A 22,074-nucleotide genomic window follows, 5' to 3' on the forward strand; every position below is an offset into this window, starting at 1 on the left:
CATGTCGGATAAGATCAATCGCGTCGTCCTCGCCTATTCGGGCGGGCTGGACACGAGCGTGATCCTGAAATGGCTGCAGCAGACCTATAACTGCGAGGTCGTCACCTTCACCGCCGATCTCGGCCAGGGTGAGGAGCTGGAGCCCGCGCGCAAGAAGGCCGAAATGGCCGGTGTGAAGCCCGAGCACATCTTCATTGAGGATGTGCGCGAGGAATTCGTGAAGGACTATGTGTTCCCGATGATGCGCGCCAACGCGCTCTACGAGGGGCTCTATCTGCTCGGCACCTCGATCGCGCGGCCGCTGATCGCCAAGCGCCAGATCGAGATCGCCAAGATGGTGGGTGCCGACGCGGTGAGCCATGGCGCCACCGGCAAGGGCAACGACCAGGTCCGCTTCGAGCTTGGCTATTATGCGCTGAACCCGGACATCAAGGTGATCGCGCCGTGGCGCGAATGGGACCTTACCAGCCGCACCAAGCTGATCGAGTTCGCCGAATCGCACCAGATCCCGGTCACCAAGGACAAGCGCGGCGAGTCGCCCTTCTCGACCGACGCTAACCTCCTCCACACCTCGTCCGAGGGCAAGGTGCTCGAGGATCCGTGGGAAGAAGTCCCCGACTATGTCTATTCGCGCACGGTGAATCCGGAAGACGCGCCCGACCAGCCCGAGACGATCACCATCGACTTCGAGCGCGGCGACGGCGTGGCGCTCAACGGCGAGGCTATGTCCCCGGCGACGCTGCTCACCGCGCTTAACGAGCTCGGCCGCAAGCACGGCATCGGCCGGCTCGATCTGGTCGAGAACCGCTTCGTCGGCATGAAGTCGCGCGGCATGTACGAGACGCCGGGCGGCACCATCTATCACCTCGCGCATCGCGGCATCGAGCAGATCACGCTCGATCGCGGCGCCGCGCACCTCAAGGACGAGCTGGCCCCGCGCTATGCCGAGCTGATCTACAACGGCTTCTGGTTCTCGCCCGAGCGCGAGATGCTGCAGGCTGCGGTGGATTACAGCCAGGAGAAGGTCACCGGCACCATGCGGCTGAAGCTGTACAAGGGCAGCGTGATCGTCACCGGCCGCAAGTCGCCGTACACGCTATACAGCGAGAAGGTCGTGACCTTCGAGGACGACCAGGGCGCATACGACCAGCGTGACGCTGCGGGCTTCATCAAGCTCAACGCGCTGCGCCTGCGCCTGCTTGGCCGCCGCGGGGGCTGAGGGCAAAGGCCAAGCGCGGGCGCTTTCCCTAGTGCCGGTCTAACCGGCCATTAACCACGATCGCGTAACCCGTTTCCCATGGGAACGGGACGCCTCTTCGATGCCAGGCGCGACATCGGTGTCGCGCTGGCATTGGCGTTGCTGCTCGGCCTCGCCTGGACCATCCGCGACTGGCCTCATCTCGCCGTGCTGCGCCTGCCTGATACTGACGACGGGATGCGCCTGCAGCAGGTTCGCGACTGGCTGGCCGGTCAGTCCTTTGCCGATCTTTCCCAGCACCGACTGGGACCGCCGCCCGGTTTGACCATGCACTGGTCGCGCGTCGCCGATCTGCTTCCCGCCGGGCTGATCCTGATTCTGTCTGCGCTGCTCGACCCAACGACTGCGACGGTCACGGCGGTGATTGTCGTTCCGATCCTGTACTTCGCGCTTGCCCTGCTGCTGCTGGCGGCGATCGGCCGCCGCCTCGGTCTTTCCGCGATCGGAACCATGGTGATCGGTGGGCTCGCTTTCCCGGCGACGACGCTGTTTCTGCCGGGTCGGATCGATCATCACGGGCTGCAGCTGGTGCTGGTCCTCGCGCTGCTGCGATCGGCAATCGGGCCTGGCAGCTTGCGGGACGGGGTGGTGGCCGGGCTGGCCACCGCCCTGTCGCTGGCGATCGGGCTGGAGACGGCACCGCTGCTCGCCGCCGGGGGCGTCGCGCTTTCGCTGCGTTGGCTCGGTGGCGAGCAGGGAGGGCAGGCGCGGCTGGCGGGCTATGCCGTCGCGCTGCTGCTGGCTTTGGCGGCCGAACGTGCGGGGTTCGCGAACCTTGGATGGCGCTATTCCGCCTGTGATGGGTTCACCGCAGTGTTGTGGCGTGCTGCGATGTGCGTCGCGATGGCACCGGCCGCGATCGCGCTGGCGGGTTTCGCAATCCAGTCGCGCGCCATTCGATGTGTCGTGTTGCTCGGTGTTGGCTGCGGCGCCCTGGTGGCGGCGCTGTGGATCTCGCCAGCGTGCCTGTCGCCTTATGGCGACGTCGATCCTGTGCTGGCCCGACGCTGGTTGGCGAATGTCGCCGAAGCGCAGCCGCTGTTCGCGATACCGTTCGGGCATGGGTTGGCCCAGGCCGGTCTGGCGCTGATCGGGCTGGCGGCGGCGCTGTGGCTGGCGTGGCGGCGGCGAAGCGCGGATTGGGCCGTGCTGCTGGGATTTCAGATAACTGCCATGCTGGTGCTGCTGGTGCAGCTGCGTGGCGCCCCTGCCGCCGCGATCCTGGCGACGCCCGCTTTAGCGGCGATGATCGCGGCGGCTCGCGCACGGAGCACGCTGGCGCTGGCGCTCGCTTGGCCCGCATCGGCGGGCATCCTCTATGGGTTGGCCGGCGACGCGCTGGCGCCGCGCACTGGCCCTGATGCCGCCGCCTGCACCGCGCCGGCGACGTTGGCCCGTATCGCGGCGTTGCCACCAGGTCTGCTCGCCGCGCCCGTTGATCTCAGCGCCTTCGCGCTTCCGGCCACCCGCCATCGGCTCCTCGCCGGCCCGTATCACCGCAATACGCAAGGAAATCGTGCTATGGTCGACCTGTTCCTGACCCCGCCTGCGCCTGCCGAGACGATCGCGCGGCGCTGGGGCGTCGACTATGTCGCGCTGTGTCCCGATGGATTCGATGAGCTGGGCGCCAAGGGCCGCGCTCCCGATCTGCTCGCCGGCGCACTGCGCGCGGGCCAGGTGCCAGGCTGGCTGGCGCAGGTCTCCGCACCCGGCGAGACGCCGCGCGTCTATCGGCTGGTAGGGCGCGGGACGCGCCATTGATCGCCAGGCGTTGGTGGGAAACGCGCCGGTTCGCGCTGGCGGCGGTGCTGCTCGCCGCCGTCCCCTTGCTGTGGCCGGCGGTGCCGCCGCTCACCGATATGCCCGGTCATATCGGTCGCTACCATGTCGCCGCGAGCCTGGCCGATTCGCCGGTGCTCCAGCGGCATTGGCGCTATGACTGGCAGCTGATCGGCAATCTCGGCGTCGACCTCGCCGTGTTGCCGCTGGTGCCCTGGCTGGGGGTGGAGGGTGCGGCGAAGCTGGTGGTGGCGCTGATCCCGCCGCTGACCGTCGCCGGGCTGATCCTCCTTTCGCGCACCGTGCACGGCCGGATGTCGCCGGTGACGCCCTTCGCTTTCCCGCTGGCCTATGGCTTCCCGTTTCAATTGGGATTCGTCAACTTCGCGCTGTCGGCGGCGCTCGCGCTGTCGGCTCTGGCGTTGTGGATCCGAATGCGGCCGGGGCCCTGGCGGGGAGCGCTGTTCGTGCCGATCGCGCTGCTTCTGTGGGTGGCGCATTGCTTCGGCTGGGCGATGCTGTGCCTGTTCGCCTTCGGTAGCGAACTGACGGTGCTGCGGCTTGCGGGGCAGGGCTGGCGGCGGGCCGTGCTACACGCCGGGCTGCGCTGCCTGCCGCTGGCGCCGCCGCTGCTGCTGATGCTGGGCGGCGGGGCGGCGGGCGCGGGCGGGTCAGCTGTGAGCTGGGAATGGCTGGCCAAACCGGGCTGGGTCGCCTCGCTGCTGCGTGAGCGCTGGGGGGCTTATGACGTGGCTGGCGCGACGCTGCTCGTGTTGCTGTGCTGGGCAGGGCTGCGCACCGCCGCGCTGACCACGAACCGGCAGCTTGCCGCGGCCGCCGCAATGGGTGCGTTAGCCTGGCTGGCACTGCCCTATCGGCTGATGGGTGGCGCCTATGTCGACATGCGGATCGTACCCATGGTCATCGCGCTGTTGATCGTCGCCATTGCCGTGCGGCCTGGCCGTGAGCGGCTTGCCGGTCGACTAGCATTGGCGGGAGTCGCGTTCTTTGGGGTTCGGATAGCGACGACCACGATTGCTTTCGCCCAGATCGCGGCCGGGCAGGAACGCGCCGCCGCGATCGGCGCGCTGGTGCCGCGCGGCGCATCGGTGCTGGTGGCGGTACGGGTGACCTGCCCCGCCTGGAGCGACGATCGGCTGACGCATGTTGCCGGACTCGTGCTCGCCCGTCGCGACATCTTCGACAACAGCGAATGGACGCTGCCCGGCCAGCAATTGCTGCGCGACCTGCGCCCCGATGCAGGTCCGGATCGTGGCGATCCCTCGCACCTGGTCTACGATCCACGGTGCGAGTTGCCATCGGCGGACCTGCCGACGCTGGCCCGCCGGTTCAACCGCCGCGCCTTCCGCTATGTCTGGACGATCGGCTTCCCTAACCTCCAGCCGCCTGCTCCCGACCTGCAGCCGGTGGCGCAGGACGGCCCGTCAACGCTTTACCGCGTCACCGCTTCGTCCGACTAGCGCTTGCCGTACCCGCCGCGCGCGCATTAAAGCGGCGCGATGGAACAAGGGGATCGGCTGCACTGGTGGCAGACACGCTGGTTTGTGCTCTTCGCGACGCTGGTGGCCATGGTGCCGCTGTTGTGGCCGGAGATCCCGCCGCTGGTCGATCTGCCCGGCCATATGGGGCGCTACCGCGTCCAGCTCACCTATGATTCGGTGCCGTGGCTGCGCGAATGGTATGATTTCCGCTGGCAGTTGATGGGCAATCTGGGGGTCGACCTGGCGATCATCCCCATGGCCAAGCTGTTCGGCCTCGAACTCGGCGTGAAGCTGATCGTGATCACCATCCCGGCGATGACGGTGGCGGGGTTCCTGTTCATCGCGCGCGAGGTGCATGGCCGCATCCCGGCGACCGCGCTGTTCGCGCTGCCGCTGGCCTATGCGTTCCCCTTTCATTTTGGCTTCGTCAATTTTGCCTTCTCGATGGGGTTGGCGATGCTTGCCTTCGGGCTGTGGCTGCGGCTGGGACGGCTGGGTAAGCTGCGGCTGCGCGCAATCCTGTTCGTGCCGATTTCGGTGCTGATCTGGGTGGCGCACACCTTTGGCTGGGGCGTGCTGGGCGTGCTGGCCTTTTCCGCCGAGCTGATCCGCGAGCATGATCTGCGCCGCAATCGCGCGCTGCCTTGGCACCGCGACCTGAAGAACGGCTGGATCGCGCCCATCTTCTTCGCGGGCCTGCAGTGCGTGCCGATGGCATTACCGGCGGTGCTGATGGTGCTGTGGCGCGGCGGCGAGCATGTGACCGGCCAGACGTTCGACTGGTTCAACTGGCGCGCCAAGACCTTGTGGGTGACGCAGGTGTTCCGCGATCGCTGGCAGCTGTTCGATCTGGCCAGCGTGGGCGTGATCTTCCTGCTGATGTTGCGCGCGATCCGCGATCCCAATATCCAATATTCGCGCAATCTGAGCCTGTCGGCGCTGTTCCTGCTGCTCGTCTATATCCTGTTGCCGCGCGTGGTGTTCGGATCGGCTTATGCCGATATGCGGCTGGTGCCGTTCCTGATCGCCATCGCGATCCTGGCGATCCGGCCCAAGCCGGGCCTGTCGATGCGCGGCGCGACGGTGGTGGCGGCGTTGGGCCTGGCCTTTTTTCTGGGCCGCATCGGCGCGACGACGGCGAGCTTCTATCTGTACGACCGCGCCTATGATCGCGAGTTGAAGGCGCTCGATCACCTGCCGGTCGGCGCGCGGCTGGTGAGCTTTGTGGGCGAGACCTGCTATAACGAATGGGCAATGACGCGGCTGCAGCACGTCCCCGGCCTCGCGCTGGAACGCAAGCTGGCCTATACCAACGATCAATGGTCGATGCCGGGCGGGCAGTTGCTGACGGTGCGGTACCGCGCGGCCAAGCGCTTTGCGCATGATCCGTCCGAACTGGTGACGAGCGTGCAATGCCCGCGCGAATGGTGGCGGCCGATAGCGCGCAGTCTGGCGATCTTCCCGCGCGATGCCTTCGACTATGTCTGGCTGATCCGCCCGCCGGCGTATGACAAACGTTATGAGCAGGGGCTGGTGCCTGTCTGGCGGGATGGGCCGAGTGCGCTGTTCCGCGTCGACCACAGCATGCCGGGACCGGGCCTGAACCCCGGCGACCTGCCGATCCCGCGGCCCGAAGCCGTGCTGATTCGCGAAGCCGAGGCTGCGGGGGAATTGCCGGGGAACGGGACGGCACCACCTTCTTGAGGAAAGTGGACGCGCCTACTCCGCCTTCCGAAACGGCGTAAGTTCGTCCAGATATTCCTGCTCGCGCTCCACTGCGTGCTGCTCGCGTACGAGAAAGTCTGCGACGGCGCGGCGGAAGCCGGGGTCTGGCAAATAATGTGCCGACCAGGTCGTCACCGGCACGTAACCGCGCGCCAGCTTGTGCTCGCCCTGCGCACCCGCTTCCACGCGGGGCAGGCGGCGCTGAATCGCGGCGTCGATCGCCTGATAGTAGCACAGCTCGAAATGGAGGAACGGCACGTCCTCCACACAGCCCCAATACCGGCCGTACAGCGCATCCGCGCCGATCAGGTTGAGCGCGCCGGCGATCGGGCGACCGTCGCGTTCGGCGAACATCAGCAGCACGCGGTCGCCCAGCGCCTCCCCCAGCATCGAGAAGAACGGGCGGGTGAGGTAAGGGCGGCCCCATTTGCGGCTGCCGGTATCCTGGTAGAATATCCAGAACGCGTCCCAATGGGCTTCGGTGATCTCTGCGCCGGTCAGATGGCGGATGGTCAGCCCCTCCACCGCAGCGGCGCGTTCCTTGCGGATTGCCTTGCGCTTGCGGCTGGTGAGGGCGGTAAGGAATTCGTCGAAATTGTCGTAACCATCATTGTGCCAATGGAACTGCGTGCCGGAGCGGATCAGCCAGCCGGCGGCTTCGAACAGCGGCACCTGCTCGGCCGACACGAAGGTGACGTGACCGGAGGACAGCTGGTGCTGATCCACCACCGCTTCGATCGCGCCGATCAGCGCCGGGGCAAGCGCGGGATCGCGCAGCAGCAGCCGCGGGCCGGGCACCGGCGTGAACGGCACGGCCACCTGCAGCTTGGGATAATAGCGACCGCCCGCGCGCTCCCAGGCATCGGCCCAGCTATGGTCGAAGACATATTCGCCCTGGCTGTGGCTCTTGGCATAGGCAGGCGCGATGGCGGCGGGCATGCCGTGCGCATCGTCGACCACGATCGGCAGCGGCTGCCACCCCGCCTGCGCCGTCGCCGATCCCGAAGCCTCTAGAATCGAGAGGAAGGCGTGGGACAGGAAGGGATTGTCCGGCCCGGCACAGGCATCCCACTGCGCCGCGGGTATCGAGGCGACGCCATCGGCGAGGCGGGCGGTGACGGAAGGGGATCGCACGCCCCCAAGATAATGCGCTTGGACGCCGCCGCCAGCCCCTATTCCGCTGGAGGCAGGGCGCGCAGCTGCACGTCGCGACGCGGGGCGGGCACGGTGATGCCGTGTTCACCGAACAGCTTCCACAGACGGTTGAGCACATCGCTGCGGACATTGCCCACGCCGCTCTCGGGATCGGTGATCCACACCAGGATCTCGTGCGCCGCGCCGTTTTCGCCCAGCGCCGTCAGCCACACGTTCGGCGCCGGCATATCCAGCACGCGTGGGCTTTCGGTGGCGGCGCGCAGCATCAGCGCCTGCGCCAATTCCAGATCGCAGCCATAGGCCACCGTTACCGCGATGCGCACGCGCACGTTGCGATCGGTGTAGGACCAGTTCTCGACTTCCTGGGTCATCAGATTCTCGTTGGGAATCAGATGCTCCTTGCCGTCGCGGGTAATGACGGAGACGGCGCGCACGCCGATCTTGTTCACCCAGCCGAAACTGTCGCCCACCACGATCACGTCGCCCGGCTTGATCGATCGATCCATCAGCAGGATGATGCCGGCGATCAGATTGCCGACGGTCTTCTGCAGCCCGAAGCCGATCGCCAGGCCGAACGCGCCCGAGAACACCGCGAAGCTCGTCAGATCGATGCCGAGCAGATCGATGCCGACGAAGAAGGCGACCGACACGATCGCGATGCTGACGAGCTTCTGCACCAGGAGCCGCTGCGTCGCATCCAGCCCGCGCGCGCGGCCGATCCACTGGCCAAGGATCCGATTGGCGAGCCGCACCAGCGCGAAGATGATCGTTACCGTCACCGCGACGCTGAGCAGCGACAGCAGCGATAGCCGCCGCGTGCCGATATCGACGCCGATGCCCGCCAGCAGCGTCTCGATGACGCCCAGCCCGCCCATCGTCTTGCTGAGCAGCGAGGTGAAGGCGATGGCGCCCATCGGCCAGGTGGCGAGCCGCGGCAGACCGAGTCCTCGCAGCACCTCCACCACCGCCAGCGCCATCACCACCCCCAGCACGATGCCAAGCAGCAGCTGCGCCGGCGGATGCCATGCCCAGCCGTTCGCCACCGGCGAGAGCAGCAAGGCCGTGGTGAACCAGCGCGTGATCCGGCACAGGCGCGGCTGGATGCCTTCGGCATGCTCGCCGACGACACGGTGCCACAGCCCCGCCAGCTGCGTGCCGACGCGCTGGCCGACAAGCACGCCGATCGCCAGCGCCAGTACGGAAAGGCCGAGCGCCACCGCCATCTCGCCCAGTTCGGCGGGCGAGGGCATCCGGATCCCCAGTTCGGCCATCTGTTCGAGCATCATCCGCGCGCGGCAGCGAAGCGGGCAAGGCCGGCCTCGAGATCGGCGATCAGGTCGTCCGGATCCTCCAGGCCGACATACAGCCGAACCAGCGGCCCTTCCGCCTGCCAGCGTCCGGCGGTGCGGATGCGCTGCGGATCGGCGGGGATCGCCAAGCTTTCATAGCCGCCCCAACTGAACCCGATGCCGAAATGGCGGAGGCCGTCGATCAGCGCGGTGCGGGCGGCATCGTCGCCGCCGTGCAGGACGAAGGAGAAGAGGCCGCAGGCACCGCGAAAGTCGCGGAGGAACAGATCGTGGCCGGGGCAGTCGGGCAGCGCCGGGTGCAGCACCCGCGCGACTTCCGGCCGGGTCCTCAGCCACTGGGCGATCTTCAGTCCGCTGGCGCCGGACTGGCGCAGCCGCACCTCCATCGTCCGCAGGCCGCGCGCGGCGAGATAGGCGTCGTCGGGGCTGGCGCACATGCCCAACTGATAGGTGGCGGCGCGCAGTCGTTCATATTGGCCCGGTCCGGCAGTGACCGAACCCATCATCACGTCCGAATGGCCGACGACATATTTCGAGCAGGACAGGATCGTGTAGTCGACGCCTTGCGCGATCGCGGGGAAGAACAGCGGCCCGGCCCAGGTATTGTCGAGCAGCGTGGTGATGCCGCGCGCCTTCGCCACCGCGACAATGGCGGGAACGTCCTGCACCTCGAAGGTCAGGCTGCCCGGGCTTTCCAGAAAGATCGCCTTGGTCCGCTCGCCGCACAGGCCGGCGATGCCCCCACCGATCAGCGGATCATAATAAGTGGCGGTGATGCCCATGCGCTTGAGCATCCCGTTGCCGAAGGCGCGGGTCGGCTCGTAGCTGCTGTCGGGCAGCAACACCTCGTCCCCAGGGGAGAGCACGGCCAGCAGCGCCGTGGTGATCGCGGCGACACCGGAAGGATAGAGCAGGGTCGCCTCGGCGCCCGGCTCCAATTCGGTCAGCGCATCGGCGAGCGACCATTGGGTCGGCGTACCGCGCCGGCCATAATAGAGCTTGTGGTGGGTATCGGCGCTGCCGCGCGCCCGCATCTCAGCGATATTGTCGTACAGGATGGTCGAGGCGCGCCACACCGGCGGGTTGACGATGCCTTGCGTCCATTCGGGACGACGGCCAGCCTGGACGAGCCGGGTCGCGTCCTTGTCGTCCTGTTCGCTCATGCGCCGAGCGCCTTGGCGGTGTCGGGCTGCGCGCCCCACTCCGTCCAGCTTCCGTCATACAGCGCGATGTCGTGGCCCAGCAGATGCGCGGCAAACACAATCACGGCCGCGGTGATGCCCGATCCGCAGGTCGCGACCAGCGGCTGCTTCAGGTCGAGCCCGGCATCGTCGAACACGGCGCGGATGGCTTCCGGCGACTTCCAGTGACCATCGCTTGCGAAGAAACGGCCATAGGGGATGTTCTTGGCACCGGGCATGTGGCCGGCGGCGCATTCGGGGCGGGGATCGGCTTCTTCGCCCGTAAAGCGTGCGGCCGATCGGGCATCGACGATCTGTTCGGTGGTCGTGCGCATCTCGTCCAGCGTGCGGATCTGCGCGGCGGGTGCGCCGGCCGTGAAGGCAGTGGCGGCGGCAAGCTGCGGCCCGGTCTGCACCGGTCGCCCCTCGGCGCGCCAATGGCCCATGTTCCCGTCAAGGATCGCGGCATTGACGCCGAACATCCGCAGCACCCACCAGGCGCGGCAGGCGGTATGGTGCGGGCTGTTATCATAGAGCACGATCCGGCTGGTAGCGGTTACGCCCAGCTCCGCCATCCGCGCCTCGAACACGCTGCGCTTCGGCAGCATCGAGGGCAGCGGGTTTTCGGCATCGACGAGCGTATCCAGATCGAGCAGCCGCGCGCCGGGGATGTGGCCCGCCTCAAACTCGGCGCCCGGATCCTGCTTGGCCGCGCCGGGAATCGTGGAAGTGTACGTCGCGTCGAGGACCAGCAGGTCGTCTTCGCCCAGTATCGCGGCGAGCGCTTCGGTGGTGATCAATCCGTCCATGGGCGTCCCGATGTTTGCCTTCGCACACGCGAGCGCGGCCGCCTTTGCGCCTTTGTCCTCCCTCACCCGTCCGCCACTGCGCGGCTCCCCTTTCCCGCGAGGGGAGAGGGAGGAGCCCGCCGCCGCAAGCGGTGGGAAGGGCGAGGGGGACAAATCCCCAAAGCGACGCCTCGCCACGCGAGGAGATGCGATGTTACCCGTCCCTCTAGCCCTATGGAAACCGCACGGCAAACGCCTACATGGCGTGCATGGACGCCAAGCATCTCGGAAAACAATCCGCCCTGCCCGCCACGCCGGAGGAAGCGGAACTCGATTATGTGCCCAATCCCCGGCCCGGCAGCCGCTATCTGGTGCGCTTCGCGGCACCAGAGTTCACGTCGCTGTGCCCGATCACCGGCGCGCCCGATTTCGCGCATCTGGTGATCGATTACGTGCCGGGCGAGCGGATCGTCGAATCCAAGTCGCTCAAGCTGTTCCTTGGCAGCTTCCGCAACCATGGCGCCTTCCACGAGGATTGCACCGTGGGCATCGGCGAGCGGCTGTTTCGCGAAATGGCACCCGTATGGCTGCGAATCGGCGGATACTGGTATCCCCGCGGCGGCATTCCGATCGACATATTCTGGCAATCGGGCAAGCCGCCCGAGGATGTCTGGATCCCCGATCAGGGGGTTAGCGGATATCGCGGCCGCGGCTGAACGGCAGATTTACAGCACGGTTCATCAGGTATAGAGTTGTGCGTTGCAGCAGAACTGCAACTTATTCGAAAAACGGGAGTTTAACGGGACATTAGGCTCGCTTGCGAGCCAAGTCCATCATGCACTAGCGAAAGGTCCGCCATGGCACGGTCTCCGATTCATCCGAGGATCCGGCATCTTGCCCTGATCGGTAACTTCCTGCCGCGCAAGTGCGGCATCGCCACCTTTACTACCGACACCTACACCGCGCTTGCCGAGCGCTATCCGGGGATTCAGGTCGACGTCTATGCGATGGACGACCGGCCCGGCCATTATGCCTATCCGCCGCAGGTGACCGGCGCGATCGCCCAGAATGATCGCGCCGCCTATCTGGACGCTGCCCGCGCGATCGAGGCGAGCGGCGCCGAGGCGCTGTGGATCCAGCACGAATACGGCATTTTCGGCGGCGCCGCGGGCGAATTGCTGCTCGCGCTTACCGATCGCGTGTCGATCCCCGTCATCGTTACGCTGCACACCATTCTCGAACGGCCGAGCGCCGACGAGCGTCGGGTGATGGAAGCGCTGATCCGGCGCGCCTCGACGCTGATCGTCATGGCCGAAAAGGGCCGCGAAATCCTGACGCGTGTGCATGGCGTGGAAGACAGCAAGATCGTGAACATTCCGCACGGCGTGCCGGATCGCCCCTTCTGCGACACTGCGCCGTTCAAGGGCCGATTCGGCTGGGAAGGGCGCGATGTGGTGCTCACCTTCGGCCTGCTCGCGCCCAACAAGGGCATCGAGACGATGATCGAAGCGATGTCCGCGGTCGTCGCCGAACATCCGCAGGCGCTGTACGTGCTGCTCGGCGCTACTCACCCCAATCTCGTCCTGCACGAAGGCGAAGCCTATCGCGAGCGGCTGGCCGCGCAGGTGGAAGCGGCGGGGCTGGGGCGCAACGTGCAGTTCGTCAATCGCTTCGTCGAGCAGAGCGATCTGCTCGATTACCTCCAGGCGGCAGATCTGTACGTGACGCCGTATCTCAACCCGGCGCAGATCACTTCGGGAACGCTTTCCTATGCCGTCAGCATGGGCAAGCCTGTCATTTCGACGCCGTACATCCACGCGACCGAGATCCTCGCCGACGGTCACGGCGTCACCGTCGATTTCGGCGACAGCGCGGCGTTCGCCCGCGAAATCAATCGCCTGTTGGGCAACGAGGCGGGCCGACACGCGCTGGCGGAGCGTGCCTATGCGCGCGGCCGCACGATGCTGTGGGCGCGGCTCGCCGAGCGCGCGCTGGGCGAGATCGACGCAATCCTGGACGACAAGCCGAGCCGCATCGCCCGATCGTCCACTGAACTGGCGCCGCTCCACCCCGTCCTCACGGCGGTGGAGCGGATGAGCGACGCGACCGGCATGCTCCAGCATTCGATCTATTCGGTGCCCGATCGCCGCCATGGCTATTGCATCGACGACAATGCCCGCGCGCTGATCCTGATGAGCAAGATCGACGGCATCGACGAGACCGTGCGCGATCGCTGGACCGCCATCTTTGGCGGCTTCGTCCAGCATGCGTGGAATGCCGACAAGCGCAAGTTTCGAAACTTCATGAACTTCGATCGCAGCTGGTGCGAGGACGAGGGTTCGGAGGATTCGAACGGCCGTGCCATCTGGGCGCTGGGCGTCACCGCGCGCGATGCGCGGGCGCAGAAGCATCGCGACTGGGCATCGGTGCTGTTCGACGAAACCGCCTCGATCGCCTTCGATCTGGGCAGCCCGCGCGCGCACGCCTTCGCCATGCTGGGCGCCGCAGCGATGGCAGAGGCACATCCGGGCCATCCGCTGTCGCGCGAGATCCTGACGCGCTTCGGCAACGAGCTGATCGCGCTTCTGGAAACCGCGCGTCGCCCCGAATGGCGCTGGTTCGAAATCGTGCTCGCCTATGACAATGCGCGCCTGCCCGAAGCGCTGCTGCGCGCCGGCCAGGTGCTCGGGCGGCGCGACTTCATCGACACGGGCCTGGAAACGCTGGCCTGGATCGTCGAGCGCCAGACCTCGCCCGAAGGCCGTTTCCGCGCCGTAGGCACCGAAAGCTTCGGGCGCGAATATGCCGATCCGCTGCCGTTCGACCAGCAGCCGCTGGAAGCCCAGGCGACGATCGACGCCTGCCTCGCCGCGCATGACGTGACCGAGGACCGGCACTGGGCAAACGAGGCGATGCGTGCCTATCGCTGGTATCTGGGGGCGAACGATCTCGATACGCCGCTGGCCAGCGTCGCCGATGGCGGCTGTTTCGACGGGCTGATGCCCACCGGGCTCAACCGCAACCAGGGGGCGGAGTCGATTCTGGCGCTCCAATTGGCGAATTGTGCGATCTCGGCCCTTTCAAAGGGCAATAAAAGCGTGGCAGGACCGGAACTCGCCGTCGCCTGAACCGATACGGGGGGCGGCGCTCGATAAGCGTGCGTTCCCCGGGGGTTGCTGATGCCGGAACTGTTTTACCATAGCTTGCGCCTGCGCGCCGATCCTTCGCGCGTCGTGGTGCGCCCGTTTCACATCGCCTGGGCCTCCAACAGCAGCGGCGCGCCCAGCCGCACCGAGCGTATCGTCAACGAAGTGCTCGCATTGTCGCCAAGCGAGGCGCGCGCCGAACTCGATCTGGTGCTCAAGGACTTCGAGGCGCGCCACTGGCAGACGCGCCGCGTGTTCATGACGCGCTACGACGAGATCGAGGCAATGCTGAAGCTCGACGGTGCCGCGATCGGCGATGAAAAGCGCCAGCTGCTCGGCGCCTATTTCTGCCACGAGTACAGCTATGCCGCCGCCGCGCTGATGAACCCCAGCGCCGTGCCGCATTATGATCAGTCCGGCATGCCCGCGGGCAGCATGCGCATCCTGATGTCGCTGCGCGCGGTCGGGGAAGGGCACATCTCCTCGGTCGCGTTCCGCGAAGGCATCATCACCGACAAGAACGAACTGACACTGGCGCCCGAGCCGCCCTTCGCCACCGCCGCGGATGCCCGCGAGCCGGATGAGCGCGCCCCGGAAGGGCCGGTGACGGTCTATCGCCACCGCGATTCGACGCTGTCGGGCACCGTGATCTTCCCGATCACCCGTGCCCAATCGAACGGGCTGGAGGATCTGCGGATCTGCCACTTCACCCATGACGACGGCACGCCCGAATGGATCGGGACCTATACCGCCTATAACGGATCGGTGATCCAGTCGGAGCTGCTGCGCACCCGCGACTGGCGCGCGCTCGACCTGGTGCCGATGAGCGGTACTGCCGCGCGCAACAAGGGCATGGCGCTGTTTCCGCGCAAGGTGGCCGGCAAATATATGATGCTCGGCCGGCAGGACGGCGAGAACATCTTCCTCCACAGCTCGGACGACATCACCCATTGGGAAGGCGGCGAGCTGATCATCAAGCCGCGCTTCCCCTGGGAGCTGGTGCAGATGGGCAATTGCGGCCCGCCGATCGAAACCGATGACGGGTGGCTGGTGCTGACCCACGGTGTGGGCGCGATGCGCAAATACTCGATCGGCGCGGCGCTGCTCGACAAGAACGATCCGTCGAAGGTGCTGGCCCGTTCGAAGGCGCCGCTGCTCGCCGCCGCCGATCAGGATCGCGAAGGTTATGTGCCGAACGTCGTCTACACCTGCGGCGCGATCCGCCACGGCGACAGCCTGTTCATTCCGTACGGCGTCGCGGACAGCTCGGTCGCGTTCGCCTTCGCGCCGATCCAGGCACTGATCGATCAGATGGAATGAGCGAGACGCCCCCTCGCCGGTGCGAGGGGGCGTTCGCGATCAGTCGCGCAGCAGCTCGTTGATCCCGGTCTTGCTGCGGGTCTGGGCGTCGACCGTCTTGACGATCACCGCGCAGTAGAGGCCGGGCTTGCCGTCTTCGGCCGGCAACGTGCCGGGCACCACCACCGCATAGGGCGGCACTTCGCCGCGATAGACCTGGCCGGTCGCGCGATCGACGATCTTGGTCGAGGCGCCGAGATAGACGCCCATCGACAGCACCGCGCCCTCGCCGACGCGCACGCCCTCTGCGACTTCCGAGCGCGCGCCGATGAACGCGCCGTCGCCGATGATGACGGGATCGGCCTGCAGCGGCTCGAGCACGCCGCCGATGCCGACGCCGCCCGAGAGATGGACGTTCTTGCCGATCTGCGCGCAGCTGCCCACCGTCGTCCAGGTATCGACCATCGTGCCTTCGCCGACATAGGCGCCGATATTGACGAAGCTGGGCATCAGCACCGCGCCCCTGGCGATATGTGCGCCGTGGCGGACGATGCTGCCCGGCACCGCGCGGAAGCCGGCGTCGCGGAACGCGGCCTCGCCCCAGCCGGTGAACTTGGAGGGCACCTTGTCGAACCAGGCGGTGCCTTCGGGGCCGGGGACGACGACATTGTCGTTGAGGCGGAAGCTGAGCAGCACTGCCTTTTTCAGCCACTGGTTGACTTGCCAGCCGCCCTCCGCGGTCGGCTCGGCGACGCGGGCTTCGCCGCGGTCGAGGAGGTTCAGCGCTTCGGCAACGGCTTCGCGCACGGCGCCTTCGGTGGCGAAGCTCAGGTTCGCGCGGTCTTCCCAGGCGGCGTCGATCGTCGCGGCGAGATCGGTCATGTCAGCTCTCCAAGATGCTGTGGAGCCAGGCTCCGAGATCGGTGATGGTATAGTCGATGAAGCTGCGGTCGGCGTCGGGCGCCTGTTCCGAGCCATTGTCGATCCAGACGGTGGTCATGCCGATCGCCTTGGCCGGCCCGAGATTGCGCGCCATGTCCTCGACGAACAGCGATTCGCGGGGGTCCAGGCCATAGGCATCGCACAGGCCCTGGTACGCCAAGGGCTCCGGCTTGGGGCGATAGCTGGTGGCGTGGATGTCATGGATCGCCTCGAACGTCTCGGCCAGGCCCAGCCGGTCGAGCACCTTCTGCGCATAGGGCGCATCGCCGTTGGTGAAGATCAGCTTGCGGCCGGGCAGGCGGGCCAGCGCCTCGACCAGCGCTTCGTTCGCCTCGAGCACGCTCATGTCCACGTCATGGACATAATTGAGATAGTCGTGCGGATCGGTGCCATGTTCTTCGATCAGGCCGTACAGCGTGGCGCCATGGGCGTGGAAATAGGCTTTCTGCACCTTGTGCGCCTCTTCCGCCGAACAATGCAGCAGGCGCTGCACATATTCGCCGATCCGCGCATCGATCATCGCGAACAGGTTGGCGCTCGCGGGATAGAGCGTGTTGTCCAGATCGAAGATCCAGTTGCGGATGTGAGAGAGCTGGGCGAGCATCGCCGCGGCCTGTAGGGGGTGGGCTGCCCGGCCGCAAGACGCCAGCAGCGCGAGGCTGACGTTGGTAAATAAGCCGCAACCATTGCTGGGCTATGCATGGGCCGATGCGGCAGAGGATGGGGTAAGCGCGTGGCGTTGGGTATGCGATGGATGCAGTCGGCAGCGGTCGGCGGCCTGGTGGCGCTGGGCGCGTGCAGCGGCGGTGGTGGCAGTGGCGGCGGTGTTTCGCCCGCGCCGGCACCTGCGCCTGCGCCCACTCCGACGCCTACGCCTACGCCAACGCCAACGCCAACGCCAACACCAACACCAACACCAACACCAACACCAACACCAACGCCAACGCCTACGCCTACGCCTACGCCTACACCCACACCCACACCGGCGCCCACTCCGACACCAACACCAACACCGACGCCGACGCCGACGTCTACGAACTACGATACCAGCGAATATCGCGCTTCGGTGGGAGCGCTGTCGATGCGCGCGCTGGTGGCCTATAATGCCGGCGCCACCGGCAATGGCGTGAAGGTGGGGGTGATCGATTCGGGCATCGATCTGCAAAGCCTTGAATTTGGCGACTGCTCCGGCGGGGTAGGGACCGGCAGCTGCCGCATCCTGGCCAGTTCCAGCGACACGGGAGGCAATGGCACGATCGACGATGTCGGGGGGCACGGCACCGCCGTAGCCTTCACGATCGCGGGACGGCGCAATGCGAGCGGTTCGCATGGTGTCGCCTTCGATGCGCAGCTGGTGGTGCAGCGAGCCGACCGGGCGGGCAGCTGCGACGGATCGGACACCTCGACCTGCAAATTCGATTCCAGCGCAATCGCGACCGCGCTGGACCGTGCCCGCACCGCCGGCGCGCGCGTGGTCAACATCTCGCTCGGCGGCGAAAGCGCATCGACGTCGCTGAGCGCGGCAATCGATCGCGCTACCGCGGCCGGCGTGATCGTGGTGCTCTCCGCCGGCAATGACGGGGCGGCCAATCCCGATGCCTTCACCTCGCCTGCGATGAACGCCGCGATCGCGCGCGGGCTGGTGATTATCGCCGGATCGGTAAATGCCAGCGACGTGATTTCGGATTTTTCCAACCGCGCCGGATCTTCGGCCAGCGTGTACCTGGCGGCGGTGGGCGAGCAGGTCCGCGCCCCGGATGCCAACAACGTCGCTTTTCTCTGGTCGGGCACCTCCTTCTCCGCGCCGCAGATCTCCGGGGCGATCGCCTTGCTGGCCCAGGCCTTTCCAAACCTTACCGGCAAGCAGATCGTCGATCTGCTCTACGCCACCGCACGCGATATGGGCGACCCGGGCACGGACGCGATCTATGGCCGTGGCGTGCTGGATCTCACGCGGGCCTTCCAGCCCGTCGGCACCATGTCGGTCGCCGGCAGCACGGCTGCCGTATCGACGACGGTGAACGGCACGCTTTCTGCGCCGATGGGCGATGCGGTGCAGGGCGCACTGGGCATGGTGGTGCTCGATGCATTTCAGCGTGCGTTCGAAACCGATGTGGGCGGCACGATCCAGCGCCAGCCGATGGCCCGCAATCTTTCCACGCTGATGGCGACGCGCGACCGCAGTTTTTCGGTCGGGATGAGCGACATGCACGTCGCCGTTTCGTTGGTGCCGACGACCGATTCGGTGCGAATCGAACGGCTTGGCATCACCACCCGCGATGCCGGAATCGCCCGGATGCTCGCGACGACAGTAAGCGGCCGGCTGGGCGCCAGGGTGCAGTTCGCAATCGGTGCCTCGCAGAGCGGGAACGCCCTGACCGCGCAGCTTGCCGGACGCGCCGATCCGGCCTTCCTGATCGCGCGCGATCCGCTGAGCGGCGCCGGGTTCGACGTGGCCGTCGGTGGATCGGCGGCGGTACGTCAGGCGCTGGGCAGTTGGGGCATCACCATGGCCAGCGAATATGGTGATGTGCTGAGCCAGGATGCGACCGAGATCGCCGCGCTGCGCGGGCGTTGGCAGCGGTTCGGCTATGGCCGCGCCAGCATCGCGGTCGACCGGCGCTTCGGTGGACTGAACGCGAGCCTTGGCCTCACCCGGCTGGCGGAGAACAGCACCGTGCTCGGCGCGCGCTTCGGCGCCGGGCTGGGTGCCGCGCGGGCGAGCAGCCTGTTCGCCGATCTGGGCCTGCGCTGGGGGCTGGGCGGAGGCTGGAGCCTGGGCGGGGCGCTGCGCAAGGGCTGGACCGATGCGCAGCTGCGCGGCGGGTTCCAGGGATCGGGCCTGATCCGCACCAACGCCTGGGCGGCCGATCTGGGCAAGGACGGTGTGTTCGGCGACGATTCGATCGGCCTGCGGGTCGCGCAGCCGCTGCGCGTGGCACAGGGCGGGATCGGCGTGCGCCTGCCGCAGGGCTGGGATTACGGGACGCAGAGCGTGACCAGCTGGAGCAACGCGCGGATCAATCTCGCTCCCGTCGGGCGCGAGATCGATTACGAATTGCGCTATCGCTGGAACGTGCTGGACGGGGATATCAGCAGCAATCTGTTCCTGCGCCGGCAGCCGGGTAATTTCGCCAATGTGCCGAATGACATCGGCGGCGCGGTGCGGCTGAGCTGGGGGTTCTGAGCGCTTCCCCTGGCGGCGGGCACCGGCTATTCGAGCGACATGATCGACATTGCCAGCGCGCGGCTGACCGCCGCCATCAACCCGCATGGGGCCGAACTCTCGTCGCTGCGCGATCCGGCCGGGCGTGAACTGATGACCGATGGCGACCCCGCCTTCTGGTCGGGGCGGGCACCGCTCCTCTTCCCGATCGTCGGGCGGCTGGTGGGGGATCGCTACCGACTTGACGGGCGGGACTATAGCCTGCCGCAGCACGGCTTCGCACGGCGCCGGCCCTTCGCGCTGGTGGCACAGGCGGCCGACCGCGTCACGTTCCGCCTGGTCGACGATGCGGACACGCGCGTCGTCTATCCCTTCGCCTTCGCACTTGATGCGACGTACCGGCTGGAAGAGGCGACCCTGTGGATCGAGATCGCGGTGACCAACCAGGATACACGCGACATGCCGGCCAGCTTTGGCTTCCATCCCGCCTTTGCCTGGCCGTTGCCCTATGGCCGCCCCCGCTCCGCGCATCGCATCCTGTTCGACGAACCCGAATTCTCCGGGCTGCGCTACATCGGCGAGGGCGGCATCGCGTCCGACCGCCGGACCAGCCCGGTGCAGGGGCAGAATCTGCCGCTGTCCGACGACCTGTTCACCGCCGATGCGCTGATCTGGGACCAGCTCGCCAGCCGCGGCCTGTTGTACGGCGCGGAGGACGGGCCGCAGCTGCGCATCCGTTTCCCGGATGCCGGCCTGCTCGGCATCTGGACCAAGCCGGGTGCGCGCTTCGTCTGCGTCGAGCCCTGGTGGGGCCTCGCCGACCCGGCGGGCTTTGATGGCGAGATCTGGGACAAGCCCGGCATCCAGCGGCTCGCCCCCGGCGAGACGCGACGCTTCGCAATGGATGTCACGCTGGTCGACTGAGGGACAACCGGGCCAGCACGCACCGCTGGCTAAAAATCCCGCCACCGACTAAGGCGTCGCGATTCTCCCTCCCGTTCGAAGCACCCGTATGTCCCCCTCCGATCGTCGTACGTTCGCCATCATCTCGCACCCGGACGCGGGCAAGACCACGCTGACCGAAAAGCTGCTGCTGTTCGGCGGCGCGATCCACCTTGCCGGCGAAGTGAAGGCGCGCGGCGCTGCCCGCCGTGCCCGCTCGGACTGGATGAAGATCGAGCAGCAGCGCGGCATCTCGGTCACCAGCTCGGTGATGACGTTCGAGCGCGACGGCATCACCTTCAACCTGCTCGACACGCCGGGCCACGAGGACTTCTCGGAAGACACCTACCGCACGCTGACGGCGGTGGACTCGGCGGTGATGGTGATCGACGTCGCCAAGGGCATCGAAAGCCAGACCCGCAAGCTGTTCGAGGTCTGCCGTCTGCGCAACGTGCCGATCATCACTTTCGTCAACAAGGTCGATCGCGAGGGCCGCGAGGTGTTCGCGACGCTGGACGAGGTGGCCGAGCTGCTGCAGCTCGACGTGGTGCCGATGACCTGGCCGGTGGGCATGGGCGGCACCTTCGAGGGCATCTACGACCTCGCAACCAAGCGCCTGCTGCTCCCCGAGGGCGATGCCCGAGAATTCCACGGCAAGGTGATCCAGACGACCGGACTCGACGATCCGCAGCTCGATGCGATCGTCTCCGCCGACAATCTCGCCAAGCTGCGCGAGGATGTCGAGCTCGCCCAGGCGGGCTATGCCGAATTCGACGGCGAGGCCTATCGCAACGGCGACATGACGCCGGTCTATTTCGGCTCGGCGCTGAAGGAGTTCGGGGTGGATTCGCTGATCGCGGCGATCGCCGAGTTCGCGCCGCCGCCGCACGCGCTGCCGGCCGAACCGGCGCCGGTGGAGCCGACCCGCGACGAGGTGACGGGCTTCGTGTTCAAGGTCCAGGCGAACATGGATCCCAACCACCGCGACCGTATCGCCTTCATGCGGCTGGTCTCGGGCACCTTCAAGCGCGGCATGAAGCTGACGCCGACGGGGCACGGCAAGCCGATCGCGATCCACTCGCCGATCCTGTTCTTCGCCCGCGAGCGCGAACTGGCCGACGAGGCGTTTCCCGGCGACATCATCGGCATCCCCAACCATGGGACGCTGCGGGTGGGCGACACGCTGTCCGAGCGGGCGGCAGTGCGCTTCACCGGGCTGCCCAACTTTGCGCCGGAAATCCTGCGCCGCGTGGCGCTCAAGGACCCGACCAAGACCAAGCAGCTGCGCAAGGCGCTGGACGATCTGTCCGAAGAGGGCGTGATCCAGGTCTTCTATCCGGAGATCGGATCGAACTGGATCATCGGCGTGGTCGGCCAGCTGCAGCTCGACGTGCTGCTCAGCCGGCTCGATGCCGAATATAAGGTCGGCGCGGTGCTGGAGCCTTCGCCCTATGACACCGCGCGCTGGATTTCGTCCGACGATCCCGCCGCGATGAAGGAGTTTCTGGACCTCAATCGCGGCGCGCTCGCCAAGGATCGCGACGGCAATCCGGTGTTCCTGGCCAAATCGGCCTGGGAGGTGGGATATATTGCGGAGCGCTACAACAAGGTGAAGTTCGCCGCGACGCGCGAGCGGTAATCAGGCCGCTGCGCGCTGCTCGCGGCCGCGCTCGCCCAGACCGCTGGCGATCCAGTCGCGGATGCGCTCTGCGCGGCCGAGATCGGCTTCGAACTTGGCGAGCAGTTCCTGCGCGCCCTCGGTAGGGCTGCCGGCGGCGCGCATCATCGCGAGGACTTCCTGCTGGGCGGCAATGTGGCGCTCGGCGAGCACCACATTCTTCTCGGCTTTGACGAGGTCGGTCGGGGTATAGCTCATGTGGT

General features: G+C 67.0%; 18 protein-coding genes. 11 read left to right on the forward strand and 7 right to left on the reverse strand.

From position 1 onward, the window contains the following. Nucleotide 1: 1 nt before the first annotated feature. The 4 genes from ACNFJ7_RS13740 (at nt 2) to ACNFJ7_RS13755 (ending at nt 6,243) form a co-directional block, all read left to right on the forward strand. A complete protein-coding gene (locus tag ACNFJ7_RS13740; RefSeq protein ID WP_019367636.1) occupies nt 2-1,219 on the forward strand; it encodes an argininosuccinate synthase in 1,218 nt (405 codons plus the stop codon). A 78-nt stretch (nt 1,220-1,297) separates the two neighbouring features. Further along, nucleotides 1,298-3,019: a hypothetical protein gene (locus tag ACNFJ7_RS13745; RefSeq protein WP_019367635.1), complete on the forward strand. Its 1,722-nt coding sequence runs from the start codon at nt 1,298-1,300 to the stop codon at nt 3,017-3,019. Next, the gene (locus ACNFJ7_RS13750; RefSeq protein WP_019367634.1) at nt 3,016-4,518 is read left to right on the forward strand and encodes a hypothetical protein; all 1,503 of its coding nucleotides are present in this window, start codon (nt 3,016-3,018) and stop codon (nt 4,516-4,518) included. The genes ACNFJ7_RS13745 and ACNFJ7_RS13750 overlap by 4 nt, the downstream gene beginning before the upstream one ends. A 39-nt stretch (nt 4,519-4,557) precedes the next feature. Next, on the forward strand, nt 4,558-6,243 hold the full coding sequence (locus ACNFJ7_RS13755; RefSeq protein WP_019367633.1) for a hypothetical protein: 1,686 nt from the start codon (nt 4,558-4,560) through the stop codon (nt 6,241-6,243). A gap of 15 nt (nt 6,244-6,258) precedes the next feature. Here the strand turns inward: ACNFJ7_RS13755 and ACNFJ7_RS13760 are convergent, their stop codons facing one another. From ACNFJ7_RS13760 to ACNFJ7_RS13775, 4 genes are read right to left on the reverse strand one after another with little or no spacing between them, the layout of a single operon-like run. Continuing rightward, the gene (locus ACNFJ7_RS13760) at nt 6,259-7,398 is read right to left on the reverse strand and encodes a GNAT family N-acetyltransferase (protein ID WP_019367632.1); all 1,140 of its coding nucleotides are present in this window, start codon (nt 7,396-7,398) and stop codon (nt 6,259-6,261) included. 38 nt (nt 7,399-7,436) lie between these two features. After that, on the reverse strand, nt 7,437-8,705 hold the full coding sequence (locus ACNFJ7_RS13765; protein ID WP_019367631.1) for a mechanosensitive ion channel family protein: 1,269 nt from the start codon (nt 8,703-8,705) through the stop codon (nt 7,437-7,439). After that, nucleotides 8,702-9,892: a cystathionine beta-lyase gene (gene metC, locus ACNFJ7_RS13770; protein WP_019367630.1), complete on the reverse strand. Its 1,191-nt coding sequence runs from the start codon at nt 9,890-9,892 to the stop codon at nt 8,702-8,704. Before metC ends, ACNFJ7_RS13765 begins: the two co-directional genes overlap by 4 nt. After that, nucleotides 9,889-10,719 (reverse strand): sulfurtransferase, encoded by an 831-nt coding sequence (locus tag ACNFJ7_RS13775; RefSeq protein ID WP_019367629.1) that lies wholly within the window; start codon nt 10,717-10,719, stop codon nt 9,889-9,891. Before ACNFJ7_RS13775 ends, metC begins: the two co-directional genes overlap by 4 nt. Before the next feature lie 248 nt (nt 10,720-10,967). Here ACNFJ7_RS13775 and queF point away from each other — a divergent pair, with 248 nt between their 5' ends. The 3 genes from queF (at nt 10,968) to ACNFJ7_RS13790 (ending at nt 15,164) form a co-directional block, all read left to right on the forward strand. Beyond that, nucleotides 10,968-11,414: a preQ(1) synthase gene (gene queF, locus ACNFJ7_RS13780; RefSeq protein ID WP_019367628.1), complete on the forward strand. Its 447-nt coding sequence runs from the start codon at nt 10,968-10,970 to the stop codon at nt 11,412-11,414. Between the two features lie 141 nt (nt 11,415-11,555). After that, nucleotides 11,556-13,826 (forward strand): glycosyltransferase family 4 protein, encoded by a 2,271-nt coding sequence (locus tag ACNFJ7_RS13785; protein WP_019367627.1) that lies wholly within the window; start codon nt 11,556-11,558, stop codon nt 13,824-13,826. 51 nt (nt 13,827-13,877) lie between these two features. After that, nucleotides 13,878-15,164, forward strand: a complete 1,287-nt coding sequence (locus ACNFJ7_RS13790; protein WP_019367626.1) for a glycoside hydrolase family 130 protein — start codon at nt 13,878-13,880, stop codon at nt 15,162-15,164. Between the two features lie 39 nt (nt 15,165-15,203). Here the strand turns inward: ACNFJ7_RS13790 and dapD are convergent, their stop codons facing one another. Then, on the reverse strand, nt 15,204-16,025 hold the full coding sequence (dapD, locus tag ACNFJ7_RS13795) for a 2,3,4,5-tetrahydropyridine-2,6-dicarboxylate N-succinyltransferase (RefSeq protein ID WP_019367625.1): 822 nt from the start codon (nt 16,023-16,025) through the stop codon (nt 15,204-15,206). Nucleotide 16,026: 1 nt separating this feature from the next. Continuing rightward, nucleotides 16,027-16,689: a pyrimidine 5'-nucleotidase gene (locus tag ACNFJ7_RS13800; RefSeq protein WP_019367624.1), complete on the reverse strand. Its 663-nt coding sequence runs from the start codon at nt 16,687-16,689 to the stop codon at nt 16,027-16,029. A gap of 191 nt (nt 16,690-16,880) precedes the next feature. On the opposite strand from ACNFJ7_RS13800, the gene ACNFJ7_RS13805 reads away from it, so the two are divergent. The 4 genes from ACNFJ7_RS13805 to ACNFJ7_RS13820 all read left to right on the forward strand — a co-directional run bounded on the left by ACNFJ7_RS13805 (nt 16,881) and on the right by ACNFJ7_RS13820 (nt 21,832). Beyond that, on the forward strand, nt 16,881-17,189 hold the full coding sequence (locus ACNFJ7_RS13805) for a hypothetical protein (RefSeq protein WP_419724226.1): 309 nt from the start codon (nt 16,881-16,883) through the stop codon (nt 17,187-17,189). Next, complete coding sequence (locus ACNFJ7_RS13810; RefSeq protein WP_019367622.1) at nt 17,167-19,272, forward strand: S8 family peptidase; 2,106 nt, start codon at nt 17,167-17,169, stop codon at nt 19,270-19,272. Before ACNFJ7_RS13805 ends, ACNFJ7_RS13810 begins: the two co-directional genes overlap by 23 nt. 39 nt (nt 19,273-19,311) lie before the next feature. Beyond that, nucleotides 19,312-20,175 carry an aldose 1-epimerase family protein gene (locus ACNFJ7_RS13815; protein WP_019367621.1) on the forward strand — a complete coding sequence of 288 codons (864 nt, stop codon included), beginning with the start codon at nt 19,312-19,314 and terminating at the stop codon, nt 20,173-20,175. 88 nt (nt 20,176-20,263) lie between these two features. Beyond that, the gene (locus ACNFJ7_RS13820) at nt 20,264-21,832 is read left to right on the forward strand and encodes a peptide chain release factor 3 (protein WP_019367620.1); all 1,569 of its coding nucleotides are present in this window, start codon (nt 20,264-20,266) and stop codon (nt 21,830-21,832) included. Here ACNFJ7_RS13820 and ACNFJ7_RS13825 read toward each other — a convergent pair whose 3' ends face one another. Beyond that, nucleotides 21,833-22,069 (reverse strand): hypothetical protein, encoded by a 237-nt coding sequence (locus ACNFJ7_RS13825; RefSeq protein WP_019367619.1) that lies wholly within the window; start codon nt 22,067-22,069, stop codon nt 21,833-21,835. It lies immediately after the preceding gene. Nucleotides 22,070-22,074 lie beyond the last annotated feature (5 nt).

Origin of the sequence: Sphingomonas sp. HT-1 (genome assembly GCF_048568905.1) — a bacterium.
In the GTDB taxonomy this organism is placed as follows: domain Bacteria; phylum Pseudomonadota; class Alphaproteobacteria; order Sphingomonadales; family Sphingomonadaceae; genus Sphingomonas.